Below are 20600 nucleotides of genomic sequence, written 5' to 3'. Positions count from 1 at the left end.
CTGGCAATGGCTGGCACGGCGGGTTTCCAGTACGGCACCGCACCGGCCGCACGGTCGCCGTGCGGGCGTTGGCCTCATGCGGCAAAGATCCCCTCGTACGCCAGGATCGTCTCCTCGATCGTGTCATAGAACTGCAAGTGGCCGCCCTGCAGCATGCCGCCGGTCTCACAGTGCGCGCGCAGCGTGTTCGGGTCGTGCGAGACCATGATGAGCGTGCCTTTCTCCCGCCGCGACCGCAGGGCGTCGGCGCAGCGGTCGCGGAACGAGGCGTCGCCCACCGCCGTGATCTCATCGACGATATAGCAGTCGAAGTCGACCGCCAGCGACACCGCGAAGGCGAGACGCGCCTTCATGCCGGACGAGTAGGTCTTCACCGGCATGCGGTAGTATTCGCCAAGGCCGGCGAAATCCTCCACCATGCCGAGCACGTAGTCGATCGGCTTGCGGTATATGCGGGCGATGAAGCGGGCGTTGTCCGCGCCGGTCAGGCTGCTCTGGAAGGCGCCGCCGAAGCCGATTGGCCAGGACACCGACATGTCGCGCCGGATCTGTCCGCGGGTCGGGAACTCGATGCCGGCCATCAGCCGCGTCAAGGTCGACTTGCCGGCGCCGTTGCGCCCGACAATGCCGATGCTCTGGCCGCGGCCGATCGAGAAGGACACGTCGTCGAGCACCCGACGCTGGCCGCTGCGGGTGTGGTAGACCTTGCTCACGTTCTCGAAGACGATCATCCGCCTACGCCGACTTCATGTTGCGCTGACTTCATACCGAGCTCAGCTGAGGATCGACATTGAAGCCGAAGACCGACATTGAAAGATTCACGGCATCTGCATACCCTGATGGAAATCCTAGGCGCAAGTATGGCTGGACGATACCCTGACGGCCGGTGACCAGGGCCGCGCCGCAATTTGCCTTGATGGACGCAATTTCGCGCTGCGCCAAGGCACTGGGGTGACAAATTACGCGCTCGCGTTGCTGGAGGGACTGCGTGCGACAGGGCGCGCGGCCGACGTACTGCTTGATGTCCCACCGGATGTCGCATTGGGCGGCTCCCGCCAGATTGGCCATCTGCGGCGCTGGCTGCGTGCGGCCTGGCCGGCGGCATGCCGCGCGGCGGCGATTGCCACGCCACCCGCAGGGTTCGCGCACGCCTGGCTGGCGCCCGATGTCTTTCGCTTGGCGCAGGTGCATTTCGACATCCACGGAAACTTGCTGGAGGTGCGGAGCCGTCAGCCGCCGGCGCTGATGCACTGGACGTATCCGCTGCCGCTGGTATTCCGGAACGTGCCAAACGTCTACACGGTTCACGACCTCATCCCGATGCGCACACCAAACCTCACCGATATCGACAGCCGCCGTTTCGCCCGCATCATCCGGGCGGTCGCGCGGCGGGCCGATCACGTCGTCACGGTTTCCGAAGCCTCTCGCCGCGACATCATGACCCTGCTCGGCCTGCCGCAGGAGCGGGTGACCAATACCTACCAGCCGTTGAACCTGCCGCCCGGCCTGGATGATGCGCCGCCGCCGGATAGGCGGGGACACTTCCTGTTCTGTGGCGCGATCGAGCCTCGGAAGAACATTGGCCGGCTGATCGCGGCCTATCGCGAAAGCGCGGCGGTTGCTCCGCTGATCCTGGCTGGCCCCGATGGCTGGCGGGCGGCGGAGGAGCTCGCCGCCGGCGGGGCCGAGATCCGCCCGCTCAGCGAACTGGCCGGAACAGCGCCGGAACACCGCGGGGTCTGGCGCGCGCCATGGCTGCCGCGACCCGCTTTGCTCGACCTCCTGCGTGGCGCGCGGGCCTTGCTGTTCCCGTCGCTGGCCGAGGGGTTCGGTCTGCCAATCGCCGAAGCGATGGCACTCGGCGTGCCGGTCCTCACGTCAGGCGGCGGCGCCACCGAGGAGATCGCCGGTGATGCGGCGCTTCTGGTCAATCCGCTCGACATCCGCGCGATGGCGGAGGCGATTGCCTGCCTTGATCGAGACACGGAATTGTGCGAGCGCCTTGCCGCGGCCGGGCGGCGCCGGTCAGCCGCGTTTTCGCCCGCGGCCTGTTTCGGTCGGCTCGCCGCGATCTATGATCGGCTGGGAGTTGCCCGCACATGACCTCGCCTTCCGGCGGAACGTCCGTTCGCATCGGCATCGACGGCTTTAACCTGGCCATGGCCCAGGGGACGGGGATTGCCACGTATGCCCGCGTTCTGAGCCGCTGCCTCACTCAGCTTGGCCACCCGGTCGACGTGCTGTACGGGCTGCCGATGTCCGCGAACGCCTCGCCGATCATGCGGGAAGTGGCGTTCTTTGACCGGCTCGACCAGGAGCCCCGCCGTGCGCCCGATCCCGTCATTTCGGCACGCTGGTGGCGCGAGCGTGCTGCCGCACGGCGCGGCTGCGAGGCAATGGAGATGCCGATGACGGGGCTGGTGGACCGGCGCGGCTTCCGCATGCCGGACTTCGACCGCATCCTGAATGTCTCCGACCTGTTCCAGTTGGCCGTGCGGCACTTCCGCCAGACCCGGCGGTTCCTGCGGGTGCGCATCCCGGACGGGCCAGCGATCATGCACTGGACCTACCCGCTGCCGATCGTCGTGGAGGGCGCGCGCAACATCTATACCGTGCACGACCTGGTGCCACTTCGCCTGCCGCACACCACGCTGGACGACAAGGGCTATCATCTTAATCTGGTTCGCAGTTGCATCGCCGAGGGCGCGGCGATCTGCACGGTCTCGGAAGCCTCGCGTGCCGATATTCTTCGGGTCTACCCGGAGGCGGCGGGGAAGGTGGTCAACACCTACGAATCGATCGACCTGCCGGAGCAGGCACTGCCCGAGGCCGCCGACCTCGCCGACTTCCTGGGCGGGGTGTTTGGCCTGGTGCCACGTGGCTACTTCCTGTTCTTTGGCGCGCTGGAGCCGAAGAAGAATATCGGGCGCCTGCTGGAAGCCTATCTCTCGGCCGGCACCTCGGCGCCGCTTGTGCTGGTGGGTGGGCGAAGCTGGAAGGCCCAGTCCGAGCTGCGATTGTTGCGGCTACGCGCGAGCGATCAGCCGGGTGGCCCGCGCATCCGCCGGATAGACTATCTGCCCTTCGGCACGCTGCTGCGGCTGATCCGGGGCGCACGCGCCGTGTTGTTCCCATCGCTCTACGAGGGCTTTGGCCTGCCGGTGGCGGAAGCCATGGCGCTGGGCACCGCCACGCTCACTTCGACCGAAGCGTCGTTGCCGGAGATTGCCGGCGACGCCTCGGTGCTGGTCGATCCGTATGACACGGAGGCAATCGCGCGCGGCATCCGCATGCTCGACCAGGACGAGGCGCTGCGCCGGCGCCTGGAGGCGGCGGGTCCACCTCAGGCCGCCCGTTTCGGCGCGGCGCCGTACCGCGCGGCGCTGACAGCGATGTATGCGGACGTGATGACGAAGACGCCCTCGGGGCGACGATAACCAGACCAGGATCGGCGCTTTCCGCAACGCCCTGTCGTGCGACGGGCCGGCGCGGCGGCGGTTTTGCTGATCAGCTTGGAACCGCGCCGTCGAAGGCGGACACGCCGTCGCGCGGCCGCCACACGTTGCGCTTCATCCCAAGGCCCTCGGCCAGGTCGCCACCGCGCCAGTAAAGCGGCACGCGGTAATGGCCGAGTTCGCCGATCGACCAGGGATCAAGACCGATCCAGGGCAGGAAAGGATTGCGGCGGCCATAAGCCCAGATCTCGACCCGCCGCGTCGGTCGTACGCTCGGCCCACGGGCATGAAAGCCGTGGGTGTCGGCAACAACAAGCGTGTTGGCGGGCACCGCGAGCGCCACCGGCGGAGGCAGCCCGAGTTCGGCAAGCTCGGAGGCTTCGACACGGAAGGAGCCGCGCCGCGTCATCCTGTCAGGGGCGTCGGGCGCACGCAGGCTCATGCGCTTTTCCCAGTCGAGCCGCGCCGTGGTCGCACGGTGCGAGCCAGGCACATAGGTGAATGGACCTTCGTCCTCCGCGACATCAGTAAGGAACAGCCAGGCCTTCACCGTCGGGTGGAACGTGTCGGCGTGCAGCGCGCATTGCGGGTCCTCGGGACCGCTGAGAACGTGGCTCAGGATGGTCTGCACATAGACGAGGGGCGCGGCATTATAACTCCAGGCGAAGCGGATCAGCCAATGCCATTCCGGCATGGCCAGCACGTCCCGCATCGCCGGGATGCGCGAGAGCGTCGCCGGGTCGATGGCGATGCGTCGGGTGATCGTGTCGCCTTGCACCATTTCACGGCCCTGGCCGCGATGGACGCGAATTTGCGCGCACAGCCGCTCGAACAAGGCGGGTGCCAGGAAGTCCCGCTTGACGACGAAGCCATCGCGCTCGAACGCCGCCCGGTCCGCCGGTTCAACGTTGGCGCCGATCGCACGGCGGCGGCGAGCGGCCAGGCGATGCGCGAGCGCCACCCGTCCGACATGCAGGCCGCGTTCATTAAGCTGGCGGCTGCCGATCATCGGATTGTCCATGAACGATTTCGCGCCGGTGAGAAGCTGGGCCGCCCAGAATGGTGCCGCGAATGGGCGGATGACGGCACGCAACAGCTCGGGACGGGAACCGGTGGAGTTCATGAATGCCTATGATGCCGGTGAAGAACTTGTTGATCCAATGCACGTTGCCGATGCCATTCCGACAGGTCCGGCAGCAGGCACTGCAAGCCTGAGTCTCGGCGCGCCGCGTCGGGTTGGCAATCCCCGGCCAAAGGAGGCCACATCCCCCAGTCCGAGCTTGTCCGCCTGGGCTTGCCCGCCGTCATCATGGCCAGGCATGGCGGATCGTCGGTCGCGGCCTGGTTGCCTGTGGTCGAACTGGTCGGATCGTGTCCCCCGCGCGAACGCCGGCTTCAAGCCGGTGCGAATGCCGGCTTTCCAGACAGACACCGCGATCCGCTGACTTTGACAGCGGCACGCGCCGGGGCTTTTCTCGCCGCCGGATGCAACCAAAGGAAACCCGCCGATGCGCCCGATGGAAGGGATGCGCGTGATCGCGCTGGAACACGCCGTGGCAGCCCCACTCTGCACCCGGCATCTGGCCGACCTCGGCGCCGACGTGATCAAGATCGAGCGGCCCGGCGATGGCGACTTCGCCCGCGCCTACGACAGCTATGTCAATGGGATCTGCAGCCACTTCATCTGGCTCAACCGCGGCAAGCGCAGCGTCACGCTGGACGTGAAGAACCCGGACGGCCGCGCCGCGCTGGATAGGTTGATCGCCGGCGCCGACGTGCTGATCCAGAACCTGGCGCCCGGCGCCGCCGCGCGCCTTGGCCTTGGGCACGAGGCACTGAAGCCGGCCAACCCGAAACTGGTGGTCTGCGACATCTCTGGCTACGGCGAGAGCGGACCGTTCGTGCGGAAGAAGGCCTACGACCTGCTGATCCAGGCGGAATCCGGCCTGATCAGCGTCACCGGCTCGCCAGACGAGCCGTCCCGCGTGGGTATCTCGATCGCCGACATCGCCACCGGGATGTACGCGCTGACCGCCATCCTGTCGGCGCTGCTGCGCCGCAGCCGCACCGGAGAGGGCGCCAACGTGAAGGTCGCCATGCTCGACGCGCTGGGCGAGTGGATGACGTATCCGATGTTGCGCCAGGCCTATGCCGGCTCGCCGCCGCCGCGCCTGCCGACCAACCATCCCGCCATCGCACCCTATGGCGCGCATCGGACGCAGGATGGCCAGGTAATCTTCGGGCTGCAGAACGAGCGTGAGTGGGTGACGTTCTGCCAGAAGGTGCTTGGCCGGGACGAGGTGCGGACCGATCCGCGCTTTGCCACGCAGCATGCCAGGCGGGAGAACCGGGTGGCGCTGACCACCCTGATCGAGGATTTCTTTACCACCATGCCGACGGAGCAGGTGGTCGCGCTGCTGGATCGTGCCGATATCGCCAACGGCCGGTTGAACGAGCCAAAGGACGTCTGGGACCACGTCCAGTTCGCCGCGCGCGACAGGTGGCGCATGGTCAACACCGAAGCCGGACCGGTCCGTGGCCTGCTGCCGCCGTTCGAGTTCACCGACCAGGAAGCGATGCTGGGCGATGTTCCGTCCGTCGGCCAGCATACCGATGAGGTACTGGCGGAAATCGGCTTCTCACCGGATCGGATCGCCGCGATGCGCGGGGCCGGCGCGGTATGACGCAGTTTGATCCCACCCAGCACCGCATGATAGCCGAGCAGCGCTGGTTTGAAGACTTCCGCCTTCATGAGCGCTTCGTCCTGCCCAGCCGGACCATGACCGATGCGGTCTTTCTGGCGTTCCAGGCCGCCAGCGGCGACAACCATCCGGTCCACTACGACGTGGAATTCTGCAAGGCCCGCGGCATGCCCGGGCTTCTGGCACACGGCCTGCAGTCGCTTGTCCAGACGGCGCCGGGGGCCGGCCTGTTTCCCTATCTGGTCGAGGATTCACTGGTTGGTTTCATCGAGCAGTCGAGTCGCTTCCTGAAGCCGGTCCATGCCGGTGATACGGTTTATCCGGCGCTGGAGATCGATGAACTGACGCCAAACCGGACAACCGGCGTCCTAGGGTTTCACAGCACGATCCACAATCAGCGGCGCGAACTGGTGCTGGAGGGGCGTCAGCGATATTTGCTGCGCAAGCGGCCAGCTTGATGCCCCGGCGCGCAGCCTCGTATCGCGCATCAGAGAAGCGCGATACGTCGCTATTGGCCTGAAGTATCTGATACACGCGCCGAAACGTGGCCGCTACGCGTCTGACGCTTCTCTGCGATCAGATACTAACATCAAACGGTATCAGCGGACCCGCCGCAACAGCAGCCGCACCGACCCGGGATTCAATGCATGCGGATGCGATGCCGCCAGCACCAGTGGCCTTAGGTCCGGCCGGTTCAGCCAGTGCGGCAGCTCGCGGCGGATGGCGCCGCCATTTTCGCTGTTGCCACGGCCGGTGATAATTTCGACGCAGCGCAGCCGGTCGGCGTGAGCGGAGCGCAGGAAGGCGACAAGCGCATGGAAGGCGTGCTGCACGGTCAGTCCGTGCAGGTCCAACCGCCGCGCCGAGGGCAGCTTGCCCGAGCGAAAGCGTTGCCAGGTCGCGCTGTCCAATCCGCCAGGCTGGCCGCCAACCGACAGGGACGGAATGATCGGCCGTGGTGGACGCACGGCGGGCGTCGACACCTGCCTGGTCGGCGGTATAACGGGTGTAGCCGCTTGGACGGGCTCGCCTGAGGCACCAGCGGTATGGCTGGTCGTCGAGGCACGCAGCGGAGCGATCATGCGGGCAAAAGTCGCCCATGTTTCAAGATCGGCCTGGCTCAGGACTCGCGCGCGGGGCGGCATGAAGCTGCAATCGATAAAGGCGTCAACAACTGATGAGTGGCAGGATCCTGATCTCGCCACATCCCGGGGATGCTGGCGGGTTCAAGCCTCGCAACGCGGGGAGGGCGATGCTTCCTCGGCGCGTGTTTGGTCGCCACGCCGTGCCGGCGAGAGCCATGCCGGTGCGGCACGACCTTCATCTCAAGGCGGATCGGGCAACGGTCGGTCATGACAATGATCTGGCTGGTCGAGCCGTGATGAATGCGGCCGCGTCTCGGCGTCATACCCGTGCTGTAAACAGCTCCCGCTACTTCGGATCGCGCGACAGGCCGCGTGAGGCGAGTGCGTCCAGGTAGGCCGCCCAGAGAGCGTCCTTGTTCTGCCCCATTTCCCAAAGATAGTCCCAGGTATAGATCCCAGTATCATGCAGGTCGTCGAACAGCAGCCGGACAGCGTAATGGCCCACCGGCTCGATACCGATGATACCGACATGGCGGCGGCCGGCGAGGATCTGCTTCTGGGCAGGGTTATGACCCTGAACCTCGGCGCTGGGGCTTTCCACGCGCAGCAGTTCAGTCGGAAGGGCGCAAGCTGTTCCGTCATCGAACGTGACATGTAGCACACTGGTCGCCCGGTCCAGTCGGATCTCAGTGGGGATCACCATTATTCGTCCAGATGGCGGGCTTCTTCCGGCAGCATGATCGGGATGCCGTCGCGCACTGGGTAGGCCAAGCCGGCTTTCCGGCTGATCATCTCATTCGCGAGGCGGTCGTATTCCAGCGGTCCCTTGGTCAGCGGGCAGACCAGGACCTCCAGCAGGCGCGCGTCAACGGCTGATTCCCGCCGGGTTGGATCGACATCCGACATGACGATCAGCTTACCGCATAGCCGGGTGGCATGTCAGGGCCGGCCGCGCCCATCTGCAAAAGCGCCAGCAGCGTCGCGGCGCGCTCGGCCTCGGTCGGGGCTTCCAGCAACGCCTGCTTCTCCACCGGCTCGAACGGACACGCCATCGCCAGGGTCACCACCAGTACCTCGTCCGGCATCCGCCTGATCGCGTCCCAATTCGCCTCGACCTGGCGGCGCAGGAAGTAGCCGCGCAGGGCTTCCACCAACTTCTCCCGTTCCACCGCCGCTGGTTCCGGGATCTCGTGAAGGTCGGTGGCGAAGCGGGAGTAATCGCCACGGGCGCGGCGGTAGCCGTGGCGCATATCCAGTTCACTGTCGATGGTGAAACGGACCAGCCCGGTGAGCGTGATCAGCAGTCGGCCGTCGTCGGTTTCGCTGAACGACGATACCCGGCCCAGGCAGCCAACGCGATATAACGCGGGACCGTTGTCGACACGGGGGATGTTCGGATCGGGCTGGATCATGGCGAACATCCGGCCGGACGCCAGCGAGTCGAAGATCAGCGCCAGGTAGCGTTCCTCGAAGATGTTGAGCGGCAGCTTTCCGCCCGGCAGAAGCAATGCGCCCGTCAGCGGAAAGACCGCGAATTCGGACGGCAGGTCCTGCAGCTTCGGGTGAAATGCCGCCATTCAGCTAAACAGGATCGCGGATAGGCGACGGCGCGCGGCGGCGGTGGCGGGATCGTCGGATCCCCATGCCTCGAAGAACTTCAGCAACTGCAGTCGAGCCGCGTCTTCGTTCCAGCCGCGGTTGCGACGCAGGATTTCAAGCAGCGCCTCGGCTGCCTGCTCGCGCTCGTCTGAGGCGTTCAGAGCCGTCGCGAGATCGTAGCGTGCCTGATGGTCGGCCGGATCGGCCGCCAATCGGGCTTGCAGCGACTGAAGCTGGCCCTTTGCCGCTCGACCTTCCTTGGCCAGTGCCAGGGCGCTGCGGGCGCCTGCGATCTCCGCGTGGTCGGTCAGCTTCTCCGGCACCTCGGTCAATGCGTGTTCAGCGTCTTCCTCCTGGCCCAGTGCCATCAGGGCACGCAACAGGCCGCCCCAGGCGTCACCGTTCTCAGGCTCCTCCTGCAGCAAGGCGCTGAACAACTCGCCGGCCTGCTGGGCATCGCCCTGCTCCATCGCGGCTTTGGCCTCCGCCAGCAGATCAGCCGCCGGCATCGAGCCGCCGGTGGACTTCAGCAGCGCCTCGACAAAGCGTTTGACCTCCGATTCCGGCTGCGCGCCCTGGAACAGGTCGGCGATCTGACCCTGCCAGAACGCCGCGACCGTTGGCACGGACTGCATTGGCAGACCAAGCTGGGCAAGCTGGCGCACCAGCGCCTGGTTCGCGTCGATGTCGATCTTGACCAGCTTGACCCGGCCGGCCGCCGCCCGTACCACTTTCTCCAGCGTCGGCGTAAGCTGCTTGCATGGCCCGCACCAGGTCGCCCAGAAGTCCACCAGCACCGGGATGGTGCGGGACGCCTCGATGACCTGCTGCATGAACGTCTTCTGGTCGCCGTCGACGATCATGTCAGCCGGTGCCGCCCCATGAGGGGCCAGGGAAGGGGAGCCCGAAGGCGATTGGCCGATGATATGGTCCATTTTCGTTTTCCTGATCAGTCGTCCCTGAATGACGCTGAGAACTTCAAGCGTCTAGATGTTGCCGGCTGGCAAACAAACAAGCGGCTGTTTGCGAGGCTTTAAACATGCCGCCGAAGGCCGTGGTCGTCCAGAGGCGCGGCGGATCGCCTAACGCCTCAGTCGAACAGCGAGCTGACCGAGCTTTCGTCGCTGATCCGGCGCATCGCCTCGGCCAGCAGCGGGGCGATCGTCAGCTCCTTGATGTTGTCGCAGCGCTTCACCTCCTCCGTCACCAGGATCGAGTCGGTGATCGTCATCATTTTAATTGGCGAAGACGCAATGCGCGCGACCGCGGCGCCCGATAGAACACCGTGCGTCACATAAGCGCTGGCGGAACGCGCCCCGCGCTTGATCAGCGCATCGGCGGCGTTGCAGTGGGTGCCGCCGGAGTCGACGAGGTCATCCACCAGGATGCAGTCCCGCCCGACCACGTCGCCGATGATGTTCATGACCTCGGAATGGCCGGCGCGTTCACGCCGCTTGTCGATGATCGCCAGGTCGCAGTTCAGCCGTGTCGCGATCGCCCGCGCCCGCACCACGCCGCCAACGTCGGGGGAGACGATCATCAGGTCGCAGCCTTCGTAATGCTCGCGAATATCGCGGGTAAACAAGGGTTCGGCGATGAGGTTGTCCACCGGGATGTCGAAGAAGCCCTGGATCTGGCCGGCGTGCAAATCCATCGTCAGCACGCGGTTGGCACCGGCCTCGGTAATCAGGTTGGCCACCAGCTTGGCGGAGATCGGCGTGCGCGGCGCGGACTTGCGGTCCTGTCGCGCATAGCCAAAATACGGGATCACGGCGGTGATACGGCGGGCGGAGGAGCGGCGCAGCGCGTCCAGCGTGATCAGCAGCTCCATCAGGTTGTCGTTTGCCGGGAACGAGGTTGACTGGATGACGAAGACATCCTCACCACGCACATTTTCCTGGATCTCGACGAACACCTCCATGTCGGCGAAGCGGCGGATGGAGGCCTTGGCCAGCGGCAGCTCGAGGATTTGGGCAACAGCCTCGGCCAGGGGACGATTGCTGTTGCAGGCAACGATCTTCATGGGCAGCGCCGCCGGATAGAAAACCAAACCGGTCCAAGCGCCGGAACGGGAGGCTTTTAGCAACGTGGCTGTCACATGTCCACGTGGATGGGCCGCGTTTGCAGGCTTGATTGACCGCACCGAAACGCCTACATCTATTCCGTCTGCTTGCAGACTATGGTGATAAACGGTGCGTGGAATAATCGTTGTGGACCCGGGGGCAGTGCCCGGCGCCTCCACCATTCATCCCAGGGTCATGGGACGCATGGGGGCGAAACAGGCTCGACACGCGTGGTAAAGACTCACCTTTTGCCCGGCATTGTACCGCCGTTATCGGGCTAAATCACAAGTGCCAATGACAATGAGGCGCTCGCTGTCGCTGCATAAGCGATAAGCGCGGTACGGGGGGCACCGGGCAACAGAAGCCCCCCAACTTGTTTGCAGTCAGGACTATTTTGGCTGGTGCCGAACCAGTCCCGGTTCGTTCCGTGGCAGCGACAGGACAGTGGCAGCGTCAACGCCTGGCCCATCGGCTAACGCCGATACGGCGATGGAAGAAACAGCCGAACCGGCAGCTTGATCAGACCTTCCCCATCCTTGACAATGATCAACGCTTCCGGAGCATGGTCCAGGATCATCTCCCGGCATCCGCCGCACGGTGATACCACGGCTGCCTCACGATCCTCCTCTTCCGGCTTTGGATGCCGCACGGCCACCACGGTAGCGATCGTTCCATCGCCCTCGAGCACGGCTCGACCAAATGCGACAGCCTCGGCACATACAGCCAGACGACCGACTGTGGTGCCGATATGCACGCCGGTCCAGATCTGGCCGTCGCGCGATTGGATAGCCGCCGCTACCGTATGCCAAAACGGCTTGTAATGCTTTTCCAGTACCAGATTGGCTGCCGCGACAAGCGCGTGATCATTGGGCGTAAGTGTGATGTCCTCAAGAACCGAATTATTCAGCCGCTTCGGCTTCTTCAGTCTCATCCGGAGCACTCAGCATTGAGTTCGCGACGACGCCGGACTGCTCCCGCACCTTCACCTCGATTGCATCCGCCATGGCGCGATGGTCTCGGAGGAACTGCTTTGCATTCTCTCGTCCCTGGCCGATCCGTTGACTGTCGTAGCTGAACCATGCGCCAGATTTTTCCACAACATTGGCTTTGACGCCAAGATCAAGAAGTTCCCCAACCTTGCTGATGCCTTCGCCATACATGATATCAAATTCGACCTGTCGGAATGGGGGTGCCAGCTTGTTCTTGACGACCTTGACGCGCGTCTGGTTGCCGACAACCTCGTCGCGTTCCTTGATCTGACCGATACGCCGAATTTCCAATCGAACAGAAGCATAGAACTTCAGGGCGTTACCACCCGTGGTTGTCTCCGGATTGCCAAACATAACGCCGATCTTCATGCGGATCTGATTGAGGAAGACCAGCATGCAGTTGCTGCGGCTGACACTCCCGGTAATCTTGCGCAATGCTTGGCTCATGAGCCGAGCGTGCAGGCCCATGTGGCTGTCGCCCATTTCGCCTTCCAGTTCGGCGCGCGGCACCAATGCGGCAACGCTATCGATCACCAGCACATCAACCGCGCCGGATCGCACGAGGGTATCGGTGATTTCCAAGGCTTGCTCGCCCGCATCCGGCTGGCTGATCAACAGATTATCGACATCCACGCCGAGCTTGCGGGCGTAAATCGGGTCCAGCGCATGCTCCGCATCAACAAAGGCGCACGTCCCGCCGCGTCGCTGCGCCTCTGCGATCGCGTGCAAAGCCAACGTGGTTTTGCCGGAGCTTTCCGGTCCATAAATCTCAACGATGCGGCCACGTGGCAGGCCACCGATGCCCAGCGCCAAATCCAGGCCGAGCGATCCGGACGGAATGACTTCAATCTGCTCGTCGCCAGCGCGTGAGCCCATGCGCATGATCGAGCCTTTTCCGAAAGCTCGTTCGATCTGTGCCATCGCCGCGTCAAGCGCCTTGTTCTTTTCCATTGGAATAACCCCTGGTTCGGTTTTGGCCACGCCGCATTACTCCTAGGATTTATACCTGATCGACAACTATGTGCAACCAATACGTGCAGTTAGCCGGACGGCTTCACTAGAAGCCATCTTGTCAATGAACCGCGCCGCTAACCACATGTAATATGTTCCTTCGTCTCGGGAAGCAAGAACCAATCAGGAACTAAACTCACACGTTTTATGTCATCTGCCCTGAACGGCGTCCGGTTGACAGCCATGCTTCAGACCGCCTGGATAAGCTGTTGGAGGCATGATCCAAGCAGCCCTGCTTACGTGCGCGGCCGTCCTATCGGCCCCGCGCGTACCAGACAGCCCTTGGATCCACTGGTATCGTTTGCAACGTGCGGCAAGTGTCAGCGTACCGGCTTGATTTGCGGGCCAATCCGGCCAACGGTGCGACCCGCCCGCGGCATCGGAGTGACAACGGAGCAGTAGGAGCGACATGACCGTCATCGATAAGGCCGAACGTTTCCAGGCGCTGCACCGGCAAGGCTGCTTCGTCATCGCCAACGCCTGGGATCAGGGAAGCGCCCGTATCCTGACCCAGGTCGGCTTTCCGGCAATCGCCACGACTTCGGCGGGGCTTGCCTTCATGCTCGGCCGGCGCGACGGCCGCGCCAGGGTCTCCCGTCAGGAGGCATTGGCAAACGCACGCGACATCGTCAAAGCCACTGATCTGCCCGTGTCGGCGGACCTGGAAGACGGTTACGGCGCTGCGCCGGAGGACTGCGGGGACACGGTCAGGCAGGCTGCCGAAGCCGGCTTATGCGGATGCACCATCGAAGACACCACGGCCGATCCCGCGGCACCGATCCATGGCTTCGACATCGCTGTCGCCCGGGTAAAGGCGGCCGTCGCCGCCGCCCGCGCCGCGTCGCATCCATTCGTGCTCACCGCGCGGGCGGAGAACTTCCTGCACGGCAGGCCCGACCTGGACGACACCGTTCGACGCCTGGTCGCGTTCGCCGAGGCGGGAGCGGACTGCCTGTACGCGCCGGCGCTGCCGACGATGCAGGCCATCCGCACGGTGGTCGCGGCGGTGGCGCCCCGGCCGGTCAACGTGCTGTCCGGTCCGCGCGACCAATTGGTATCGTTGCAAGCCCTGGCCGAGGCTGGGGTTCGCCGCGTCAGCGTCGGTGGCGTGCTGGCGCGCGCCGCCTATGGGCAGGTGCTGCAGGCGGGGCGCCTGTTGTTGGCCGGGGACGTGCCGGTCGCGCTGCGCGGCGTCGCATCCCATGCGGAGATCGAAGCGATGATGGAGGTGGTCCCTGCGGACGCCGGCGCCCCCAGCCGGTCATAGCCGAACCATCAACGTCGCCACGGACTACGGCGTCGGTTGGTCAGCCAGACACTGCGCCGCTCGCCCCGCGGCAACGCTACCGGTGCCAATGACAAAGATCGCGCCATTTCGGATTCTTCGGGCTGCGGGAGACATCTGCCGCAGCGAACGGCAGCTCAATCGCTGCTTGCCGCCAGCACGGCGTTCTTGGCTGCCTCGGCGAGTGTTGGGTGAATGTGAATGGCGTCGCGCACCATGGCGACCGTGCCGCCGGTGTTCATCAGTTCGACAAAAAGCTGCACCACCTCCGCTCCCTGTTCGCACAGCGCGGTCGCACCCAGGATGGTGTCGGTTTCCGCATCGACGATTACCTTGATGAAGCCGTCGGTCTTGCCGAGTTCGCGCGCCTTGCCGCTGTCCGTCATGTTTTGTCGGCCGACCTTGAACGGCTTTCCCGCCTTGCGCGCTTCTGCCTCGCTGAGGCCGACACGACCCAGTTCGGGATCGGTGAACATCGCATAGGGAACAATGCGGCACCGGCTGTCGCTGCCATCGCCAAGGAACTGCGATTGCAGGACGCGGAAATCGTCGTACGCCGTGTGGGTAAACGCCGGGCCGCCGCGAATGTCGCCCGCGGCCCACAGGTTCGGCACGTTAGTACCCAGATGATTGTTCACCAGCACGTGCCCCTGCTCATCGAGCTGGACCCCCACGGTTTCCAGCCCGAGTTCATCCGTGTTCGGCCGGCGGCCTGTCGCTACGAAAAGATGCGTGCCCTCCACCGAACCGCTGGACAGGTGCAACCGCACGCCGGGTCCCGCCGGTTCGATGCGTTGCACGTCCGCGTTCAGGTGCACGCGACATCCATCGCGTTCGATCGCCGCATGCAGGACCGCGGCGACATCGGGGTCCTCGCGCTCCGCCAGTTGGCCGCCCTTTTGCAACACGGTGACCGCGCAGCCGAGGCGTCGAAACGATTGCGCCATCTCCAGGGCAATGTAGCTGCCGCCGAGGATCAGCAGATGCCTGGGTGGTTCTCGCAGGGCAATCCAGTTCTCGGCATTGATCACCGGCACCTGATCAAGACCCGGGATGGCGGGCTGCGCTGTCCGCGTTCCGGTGTTGAGCACGACGCGTCGCGCGCGCATGAGCGTCTGGCCGGCCCTGATCCGGAACAGGCCCTCTTCTTGCCCGTCCAGGCGTCCGTGCTCCGCCAGGAAACGCGGGTTTTCCGTGCCTGCGAAGCTCGCATCCAGTTCGCCCTTGGACCGCGCGACCAGATCGCGGGCCCGGTCCATGACCGCGAGAAAGTCGATTTCGACCGTCGGGATGCGAATGCCCATCGTCGCGGCGCGCCGCGCGTCGGCAGCCAGTCGGGCCGACGCTATGACAGCCTTGCTGGGGGTGCATCCGAAATTCACGCAGGAGCCCCCCAGATGCATGCTCTCAATGAGCGCGACAGGGCGGCTTGCCGCCGCCAAGGCCCGCGCGAGGGGCACGCCAGCCTGACCGCCGCCGATAATGGCCGTCTCCGTGGTGATTTCAATCATGCTCGCCTTAGCGTCATCGCGACGGCCCTGGTTGCCTGCCCGCTTGCGTCGGAGCTGATTTGGTCGGCGTGGCGAGCCGGCTTACTCAGCCGTTTACAGCGTGGCACGTCCACCGCAGGCCCTTGCGAACGCGGATGACGCAGTGTTTTTGACCCCGACCGTTCATTCAGCAACCACGCCGACAGGAGACGCGAGCATCAATTACACCAAGCCATCCAGCGCCGCGTCGAGGGTAGCCGCGTCGCGTTTCGGTGCCGGTCCTGGCCGAGGCGGCAACCCGATGCGATTGTGCCAGACAACCGTCATGCCGACAGCCGTTGCGCCTGGCACATCGGCACTGCTGCCGGCGACGAACAATGCGTCGCGTGCATCCACATCGAGGGCCGCGAGGACGGCACGGTAGGGCTCCGGGCGAGGCTTATAGAATCCAACCTCCTCCGCCGTCACGACCACGTCGAAAGGCACGCCGCAACGGGCCGCCGCGCGCCGGCCGAGCTCGATGGAACAGTTGGTCACAACACCCAGGCCTAATCCGCGAGCACGTAGGCCAGAGAGCACGCCTGGCACCTCCGGCCAGGCAGCCAGGCTGTCCCAATCAGCGTGGAGCGCGGCGGGAGCGGCGGATGGCAGGCCCGCCTCGCGCGCCGCCTTGGCCACGAGTTCCTCGTACGGTTGGTACGCGCCACAGCCATAGGTCAGTTCAAGATAGCGGGCGCGCCACCGCCGGCCAAGGCGCTTATCGCCGGCGCTGGCATCCCATAGGGACCAGCTATCCAGCAACGCCGTGAGGAGGTCGAAGACAACAGCCTTGGGATATGCCATGCCCCGCTGCTTGCACTTCAGAGGCCGCTTGTCGATAGCGCTGAGCCTGTCCATCGAACAGCGTCCGACGTATCCAGCGGCATCCCCAGCGGCATCCAAGGCTGGCATGAGCCACAAATAAACCGATCAAGACACTGCGACGCGCGGAACAGCAGCCGAGCTTCGCGCTTCCTGTCTCTGCGCAACGGCCATGGGATCATAGCGTCATGACGGATACTCTTCAGGCAAGTCGGCACGCCACGGGCGGTGCCGAGATCTCGCCGCCGCTGGTTTCACTGCGGATCAACGGCAGCGTCCATACACTCGCCATCGGACCGGAGGTCACGCTGCTCGATGCACTGCGCGAGCATCTCGGGCTCACCGGCTCGAAGAAAGGCTGCGGCCTTGGGCAATGCGGCGCCTGTACCGTGCTGATGGACGGCATGCGGGTCAATTCCTGCCTTGTGCTGGCGGTGCGGGCGGAACATCGCGACATCACCACGATCGAGGGCTTGGTGCGGGACGACGGCACGCTGCATCCGGTGCAGCAGGCGTTCATCGACCACGACGCCTTCCAGTGCGGCTATTGCACACCGGGCCAGATCATGTCCGCGGTGGCGCTGATCGAGGAGGGGCGGGCGGCGGACGAGGCGGAGCTGCGGCGCCACATGAGCGGCAACCTCTGCCGATGCGGGGCGCACGCGAACATCATCGCCGCCATTCGCCAGGCGGCCGAACAAATCGCGCGGTCACCGGAAGCGGCGCGGACTGTTACACCGGAAGCGGCGCGGACGGTCACGCCGGAAGCGGCGCGGAATACCACCGCACAGGCAGGCGCGGCGCCATGATGCCCTTTACCCTTGAACGGCCGGCCTCGTTGCCCGCGGCGTTGCGCGCGGATGCCGAGTTCATCGCGGGCGGCACCGACATGGTGCAGCTCATGCAGGAGCACATCCGCACGCCCGGCCGCCTGATCGACCTGTCGGACGTGCTGCCGCGCGGCATCCTTGTTGATACCGACCGCGCCCGTATCGACGCCGGCACATCGATGGAAGCGGCCGCCACCTACACGCCGCTGTCCGAGGCCGCACCAGCGGTGACCATGGCGCTGATCGAAAGCGCCAGCCCCCAGGTGCGCAACCTCGCGACCATGGGCGGCAATCTGCTGCAGCGCACACGCTGCGGCTATTTCCGCGATGTCGCCGTCGCCGCGTGCAACAAGCGCCGGCCTGGCTCCGGCTGCGCCGCGATCGGCGGCGAGAACCGCAACTTCGCTGTTCTTGGCACCTCCGAGCAGTGCATCGCGACGCACGCCTCGGATCTGGCGGTGGCGCTGGTGGCGCTGCGGGCGGAGCTCGATCTCGACGGGCCGCAGGGCGCGCGTCACATCGCGCTTTCGGACCTCCATCGTTCGGCGGCTGACCGTCCGGAGATCGAAACGACACTGCGGGCTGGCGAGGTCATCACCGCAATCGAAATTCCGCTGGATGCGGCCTCCGCCAACTCGGTCTACGTCAAGGTGCGGGACCGCGCGGCGTTCGAATGGGCGCTGCTGTCCGCCGCGGTCGGGCTACGGATCGAGGGCGGCAAGATTACCCAGGCGCGTATCGCCATGGGCGGCGTCGGCACCAGACCCTGGCTCCTGGACCGCGTCGAGTCCGCCCTGCTCGGCTGCGCCCCGACGCGGGCCGCCGTGGCCGAGGCGGTGGCACTGGCGACCGAAGGTGCCCGCGGCTGGGGCCACAACGACTTCAAGATCACCCAGATGCCGGTCCTGCTGACACGCGCGATCGAACTGGCGGCAGCACAAGCGGGAGAACGCGCATGAGCGTCATCGGCAAGCCCATTCCGCGCGTGGATGGCCGAGCGAAGGTAACCGGATCGGCGACTTATGCCGCTGAGTTTCACCCACCCGGCATGGTCTGGGGCGTGCCGGTCCAGAGCACCATCGCGCATGGCCGCATCACAAGTATCGATGCCGCCGCGGCCGAACGGGTGCTCGGCGTGCTGCGCGTGCTGACGCATGGGGATGTCCCGCAACTGCCATGGCATGAGCACCGCCAACTGGTCGATCCAAACACTGGCCAGCTTGTCCGCGTGCTCAACACCGATCGGGTCTACCATCAGGGCCAGCACATCGCGCTGGTGGTGGCCGAAACGCCCGAAGCCGCGGACCACGGCGCTCGGCTGGTGCGGGTCGAGTACGCGCCGGAACCGGCGATCACCGCGATCCAGGATGCGGTGCGCGATGCCAAGCTGCTGGAGGAGGACGAGGTCGATCCGCAGGCCGGCCCCGGCATCACCAGCCGCGGCGATCCCGAAGGCGCCTATGCGGCGTCGGAAGTCCATGTCGACGCTACCTACATCATGCCGCGGCAGAACCAGAACCCGATGGAGCCGCATACCTGTACGGCCTCGTGGAAGGGCGATGAACTGACTTTGTGGGACAAGACGCAGTGGCCACAGAATTGCGCTCAGGCGGTTGCCTGCGCGTTCGGCATTGAGCCGGCCAAGGTCCACGTGATCTGCCCCTTCGTGGGCGGTGCGTTCGGCTCCGGTCTGCGCGTCTGGACGCACACCTATCTGGCGGCGATGGCGGCCCAGGTAGTCGGCCGTCCGGTGAAGATCGAGCTGTCCCGGCGGGAGTACTACCAGAATTGCGGCGCCCGTCCCTGGACGCAGCAGCGCGTGCAGATGGGCGCCACGCGCGACGGCAAGCTGACCGCGATCATCCACGAGACGATCGGCGAGACCTCCACCCACGAAAGCTATGTCGAGGCGACGCCGCGCCCGGTGCGGGTGGTGCATCATTGCGACAACGTCGAGACGCGGTACAAGCTGGCGAAGCGCCACATTGGCACACCCAACGCGATGCGCGCGCCGGGCGAAACCACCGGTCTCTATGCGCTGGAATGCGCCATGGATGAGCTTGCCGTGGCTTTGGGCATCGATCCGGTGGAACTGCGGCTGCGCAACCAGGTCGATCATGACGAATACCAGAACCTGCCGTTCACCTCGATCTCGCATGCCGACGCATTGCGTGTCGGCGCGGAAAAATTTGGCTGGCAGCGCCGGACGGCGGCGCCCCGCTCGATGACGGATGGACGGTTGCTGATCGGCTGGGGCATGGCGTCGGCCTTCTACCCGACCAACGTCTCGCCGGCGTCGGCGCGTGCTCGCCTGACGCGCGACGGCGTGGTGGACGTGATGACCGCGTCCTCCGACATGGGACCTGGCACCTGGACCTCGCTCACGCAGGTGGCGGCGGACGTGCTGGAGGTGCCGGTGGAGCGGGTCAACCTGGCCATCGGCCTGAGCGATCTGCCCAAGGCGCCGGTGCATGGCGGCTCCATGACGATGGCGAGCGTCGGCAACGCGGTCTACCAGACCTGCCTGAAGCTGCGCCAGGAGGTGCAGCGCCAGACTGGCGCCAACGATATCCTGTCGGTGGCCGCGCGGCTTGGCGAAGACATTGAAGTGGAGGGCGATTTCAGCCCCGGAGAGCTGAAAAAGCATTACTCACCGGCGGCGTTTGGCGCCACTTTCGCCGAGGTCTCGGTCGATCCGGACACCGGGGAAACACGGGTGCGGCGTGTGGTCGGTGCGTATGGAGCCGGGCACATCGTCAACCCGCGCCTGGCGCGTAGCCAATGCATCGGCGGCTTCATCATGGGGGTCGGCCAGGCATTGATGGAGCACACCGAGGTGGACGATCGTACCGGGCGCGTCACCAACGCCAACCTCGCCGAATACCTGGTGCCCGTGCTGGCCGACACACCGGACCTGGATGTCATCGTCCTGAACGAGGAGGATGCGCATATCGGTCCACTGGGCGCCAAGGGGCTGGGCGAGATTGCGCTGTGCGGCATTGGCCCCGCCATCGCGAACGCGGTCTATCACGCGACGGGACGGTGGGTGCGCGACCTGCCGATCACGCCGGACAAGCTGAGCGGGCTCTGGCTCGATTGAGGAAACTTGCCTTGGTTGCTACCTGAACGCATTGCGATCTGTCACGGCTTGATGCGCCGTGGCAAATCGCGGCGCCATGAATCGTGCGGAAAAAGGCTCAAGCTTGCGTGGCGGCGCGCTCGGTTACAAT

The 20600-nt window shown here is 65.4% G+C and carries 20 protein-coding genes and 1 other RNA gene; 9 read left to right on the top strand and 12 right to left on the bottom strand.

Annotated elements, in window-relative coordinates:
* Positions 1–74: 74 nt before the first annotated feature.
* Positions 75–731, bottom strand: coding sequence for an ABC transporter ATP-binding protein (locus tag ACQY4S_RS07485; protein ID WP_428484554.1), 657 nt, complete (start codon positions 729–731; stop codon positions 75–77).
* 220 nt (positions 732–951) lie between these two features.
* On the opposite strand from ACQY4S_RS07485, the gene ACQY4S_RS07480 reads away from it, so the two are divergent.
* The gene (locus ACQY4S_RS07480) at positions 952–2103 is read left to right on the top strand and encodes a glycosyltransferase family 4 protein (RefSeq protein ID WP_428484553.1); all 1152 of its coding nucleotides are present in this window, start codon (positions 952–954) and stop codon (positions 2101–2103) included.
* Positions 2100–3437 carry a glycosyltransferase family 4 protein gene (locus ACQY4S_RS07475; RefSeq protein ID WP_428484552.1) on the top strand — a complete coding sequence of 446 codons (1338 nt, stop codon included), beginning with the start codon at positions 2100–2102 and terminating at the stop codon, positions 3435–3437. Before ACQY4S_RS07480 ends, ACQY4S_RS07475 begins: the two co-directional genes overlap by 4 nt.
* Before the next feature lie 70 nt (positions 3438–3507).
* Here ACQY4S_RS07475 and ACQY4S_RS07470 read toward each other — a convergent pair whose 3' ends face one another.
* On the bottom strand, positions 3508–4578 hold the full coding sequence (locus ACQY4S_RS07470) for a phytanoyl-CoA dioxygenase family protein (protein ID WP_428484551.1): 1071 nt from the start codon (positions 4576–4578) through the stop codon (positions 3508–3510).
* Positions 4579–4963: 385 nt separating this feature from the next.
* On the opposite strand from ACQY4S_RS07470, the gene ACQY4S_RS07465 reads away from it, so the two are divergent.
* Both ACQY4S_RS07465 and ACQY4S_RS07460 read left to right on the top strand, forming a co-directional pair.
* Entirely contained in the window at positions 4964–6139 is a 1176-nt protein-coding gene (locus ACQY4S_RS07465) for a CaiB/BaiF CoA transferase family protein (protein WP_428484550.1), read from the top strand.
* On the top strand, positions 6136–6615 hold the full coding sequence (locus ACQY4S_RS07460; protein ID WP_428484549.1) for a MaoC family dehydratase: 480 nt from the start codon (positions 6136–6138) through the stop codon (positions 6613–6615). The genes ACQY4S_RS07465 and ACQY4S_RS07460 overlap by 4 nt, the downstream gene beginning before the upstream one ends.
* 141 nt (positions 6616–6756) lie before the next feature.
* On the opposite strand, the gene ACQY4S_RS07455 is transcribed toward ACQY4S_RS07460, so the two are convergent.
* From ACQY4S_RS07455 to ACQY4S_RS07430, 6 genes are all read right to left on the bottom strand, one after another.
* A complete protein-coding gene (locus ACQY4S_RS07455; protein ID WP_428484548.1) occupies positions 6757–7140 on the bottom strand; it encodes a Smr/MutS family protein in 384 nt (127 codons plus the stop codon).
* Between the two features lie 448 nt (positions 7141–7588).
* The gene (locus tag ACQY4S_RS07450) at positions 7589–7945 is read right to left on the bottom strand and encodes a gamma-butyrobetaine hydroxylase-like domain-containing protein (protein WP_428484547.1); all 357 of its coding nucleotides are present in this window, start codon (positions 7943–7945) and stop codon (positions 7589–7591) included.
* Positions 7945–8148 carry a Trm112 family protein gene (locus tag ACQY4S_RS07445; RefSeq protein WP_428484546.1) on the bottom strand — a complete coding sequence of 68 codons (204 nt, stop codon included), beginning with the start codon at positions 8146–8148 and terminating at the stop codon, positions 7945–7947. The genes ACQY4S_RS07450 and ACQY4S_RS07445 overlap by 1 nt, the downstream gene beginning before the upstream one ends.
* Before the next feature lie 5 nt (positions 8149–8153).
* Complete coding sequence (locus tag ACQY4S_RS07440; RefSeq protein WP_428484545.1) at positions 8154–8819, bottom strand: LON peptidase substrate-binding domain-containing protein; 666 nt, start codon at positions 8817–8819, stop codon at positions 8154–8156.
* Complete coding sequence (locus ACQY4S_RS07435) at positions 8820–9776, bottom strand: tetratricopeptide repeat protein (protein WP_428484544.1); 957 nt, start codon at positions 9774–9776, stop codon at positions 8820–8822. It lies immediately after the preceding gene.
* 155 nt (positions 9777–9931) lie between these two features.
* A complete protein-coding gene (locus tag ACQY4S_RS07430) occupies positions 9932–10864 on the bottom strand; it encodes a ribose-phosphate pyrophosphokinase (RefSeq protein ID WP_428484543.1) in 933 nt (310 codons plus the stop codon).
* Between the two features lie 102 nt (positions 10865–10966).
* On the opposite strand from ACQY4S_RS07430, the gene ssrA reads away from it, so the two are divergent.
* Positions 10967–11278: a transfer-messenger RNA gene (gene ssrA, locus ACQY4S_RS07425) on the top strand.
* Positions 11279–11376: 98 nt separating this feature from the next.
* Here ssrA and ACQY4S_RS07420 read toward each other — a convergent pair.
* Together ACQY4S_RS07420 and recA are read right to left on the bottom strand one after the other, a co-directional pair.
* The gene (locus ACQY4S_RS07420) at positions 11377–11835 is read right to left on the bottom strand and encodes a cytidine deaminase (protein WP_428484542.1); all 459 of its coding nucleotides are present in this window, start codon (positions 11833–11835) and stop codon (positions 11377–11379) included.
* The gene (gene recA / locus ACQY4S_RS07415; protein WP_428484652.1) at positions 11804–12844 is read right to left on the bottom strand and encodes a recombinase RecA; all 1041 of its coding nucleotides are present in this window, start codon (positions 12842–12844) and stop codon (positions 11804–11806) included. Before recA ends, ACQY4S_RS07420 begins: the two co-directional genes overlap by 32 nt.
* Before the next feature lie 469 nt (positions 12845–13313).
* Here recA and ACQY4S_RS07410 point away from each other — a divergent pair, with 469 nt between their 5' ends.
* On the top strand, positions 13314–14171 hold the full coding sequence (locus tag ACQY4S_RS07410) for an isocitrate lyase/PEP mutase family protein (protein ID WP_428484541.1): 858 nt from the start codon (positions 13314–13316) through the stop codon (positions 14169–14171).
* 155 nt (positions 14172–14326) lie between these two features.
* Here the strand turns inward: ACQY4S_RS07410 and ACQY4S_RS07405 are convergent, their stop codons facing one another.
* Both ACQY4S_RS07405 and ACQY4S_RS07400 read right to left on the bottom strand, forming a co-directional pair.
* Positions 14327–15700, bottom strand: a complete 1374-nt coding sequence (locus ACQY4S_RS07405; protein WP_428484540.1) for an FAD-dependent oxidoreductase — start codon at positions 15698–15700, stop codon at positions 14327–14329.
* Positions 15701–15901: 201 nt separating this feature from the next.
* Entirely contained in the window at positions 15902–16522 is a 621-nt protein-coding gene (locus ACQY4S_RS07400; protein ID WP_428484539.1) for an HAD family hydrolase, read from the bottom strand.
* A gap of 206 nt (positions 16523–16728) precedes the next feature.
* Between ACQY4S_RS07400 and ACQY4S_RS07395 the strand changes: the two genes are divergently transcribed.
* The 3 genes from ACQY4S_RS07395 to ACQY4S_RS07385 are packed head-to-tail and all read left to right on the top strand — an operon-like array spanning position 16729 to position 20470.
* On the top strand, positions 16729–17349 hold the full coding sequence (locus ACQY4S_RS07395) for a (2Fe-2S)-binding protein (RefSeq protein WP_428484538.1): 621 nt from the start codon (positions 16729–16731) through the stop codon (positions 17347–17349).
* On the top strand, positions 17346–18329 hold the full coding sequence (locus ACQY4S_RS07390) for an FAD binding domain-containing protein (protein WP_428484537.1): 984 nt from the start codon (positions 17346–17348) through the stop codon (positions 18327–18329). The genes ACQY4S_RS07395 and ACQY4S_RS07390 overlap by 4 nt, the downstream gene beginning before the upstream one ends.
* Positions 18326–20470 carry a xanthine dehydrogenase family protein molybdopterin-binding subunit gene (locus ACQY4S_RS07385; protein WP_428484536.1) on the top strand — a complete coding sequence of 715 codons (2145 nt, stop codon included), beginning with the start codon at positions 18326–18328 and terminating at the stop codon, positions 20468–20470. The genes ACQY4S_RS07390 and ACQY4S_RS07385 overlap by 4 nt, the downstream gene beginning before the upstream one ends.
* Positions 20471–20600: the final 130 nt, after the last annotated feature.

The sequence above is a fragment of the Rhodopila sp. genome (assembly GCF_965276935.1).
Lineage (GTDB): Bacteria > Pseudomonadota > Alphaproteobacteria > Acetobacterales > Acetobacteraceae > Rhodopila.
This window is presented reverse-complemented; position numbering and strand designations above follow the sequence as displayed.

Coding starts and splice junctions, on each gene's coding strand:
- ACQY4S_RS07410 (WP_428484541.1), top strand. CDS start 13,314: ATGACCGTCATCGATAAGGCCGAACGTTTCCAGGCGCTGCACCGGCAA.
- ACQY4S_RS07405 (WP_428484540.1), bottom strand. CDS start 15,700: ATGATTGAAATCACCACGGAGACGGCCATTATCGGCGGCGGTCAGGCT.
- ACQY4S_RS07445 (WP_428484546.1), bottom strand. CDS start 8,148: ATGTCGGATGTCGATCCAACCCGGCGGGAATCAGCCGTTGACGCGCGC.
- ACQY4S_RS07465 (WP_428484550.1), top strand. CDS start 4,964: ATGCGCCCGATGGAAGGGATGCGCGTGATCGCGCTGGAACACGCCGTG.
- recA (WP_428484652.1), bottom strand. CDS start 12,844: ATGGAAAAGAACAAGGCGCTTGACGCGGCGATGGCACAGATCGAACGA.
- ACQY4S_RS07450 (WP_428484547.1), bottom strand. CDS start 7,945: ATGGTGATCCCCACTGAGATCCGACTGGACCGGGCGACCAGTGTGCTA.
- ACQY4S_RS07390 (WP_428484537.1), top strand. CDS start 17,346: ATGATGCCCTTTACCCTTGAACGGCCGGCCTCGTTGCCCGCGGCGTTG.
- ACQY4S_RS07475 (WP_428484552.1), top strand. CDS start 2,100: ATGACCTCGCCTTCCGGCGGAACGTCCGTTCGCATCGGCATCGACGGC.
- ACQY4S_RS07460 (WP_428484549.1), top strand. CDS start 6,136: ATGACGCAGTTTGATCCCACCCAGCACCGCATGATAGCCGAGCAGCGC.
- ACQY4S_RS07435 (WP_428484544.1), bottom strand. CDS start 9,776: ATGGACCATATCATCGGCCAATCGCCTTCGGGCTCCCCTTCCCTGGCC.
- ACQY4S_RS07395 (WP_428484538.1), top strand. CDS start 16,729: ATGACGGATACTCTTCAGGCAAGTCGGCACGCCACGGGCGGTGCCGAG.
- ACQY4S_RS07430 (WP_428484543.1), bottom strand. CDS start 10,864: ATGAAGATCGTTGCCTGCAACAGCAATCGTCCCCTGGCCGAGGCTGTT.
- ACQY4S_RS07385 (WP_428484536.1), top strand. CDS start 18,326: ATGAGCGTCATCGGCAAGCCCATTCCGCGCGTGGATGGCCGAGCGAAG.
- ACQY4S_RS07420 (WP_428484542.1), bottom strand. CDS start 11,835: ATGAGACTGAAGAAGCCGAAGCGGCTGAATAATTCGGTTCTTGAGGAC.
- ACQY4S_RS07400 (WP_428484539.1), bottom strand. CDS start 16,522: ATGGCATATCCCAAGGCTGTTGTCTTCGACCTCCTCACGGCGTTGCTG.
- ACQY4S_RS07485 (WP_428484554.1), bottom strand. CDS start 731: ATGATCGTCTTCGAGAACGTGAGCAAGGTCTACCACACCCGCAGCGGC.
- ACQY4S_RS07440 (WP_428484545.1), bottom strand. CDS start 8,819: ATGGCGGCATTTCACCCGAAGCTGCAGGACCTGCCGTCCGAATTCGCG.
- ACQY4S_RS07470 (WP_428484551.1), bottom strand. CDS start 4,578: ATGAACTCCACCGGTTCCCGTCCCGAGCTGTTGCGTGCCGTCATCCGC.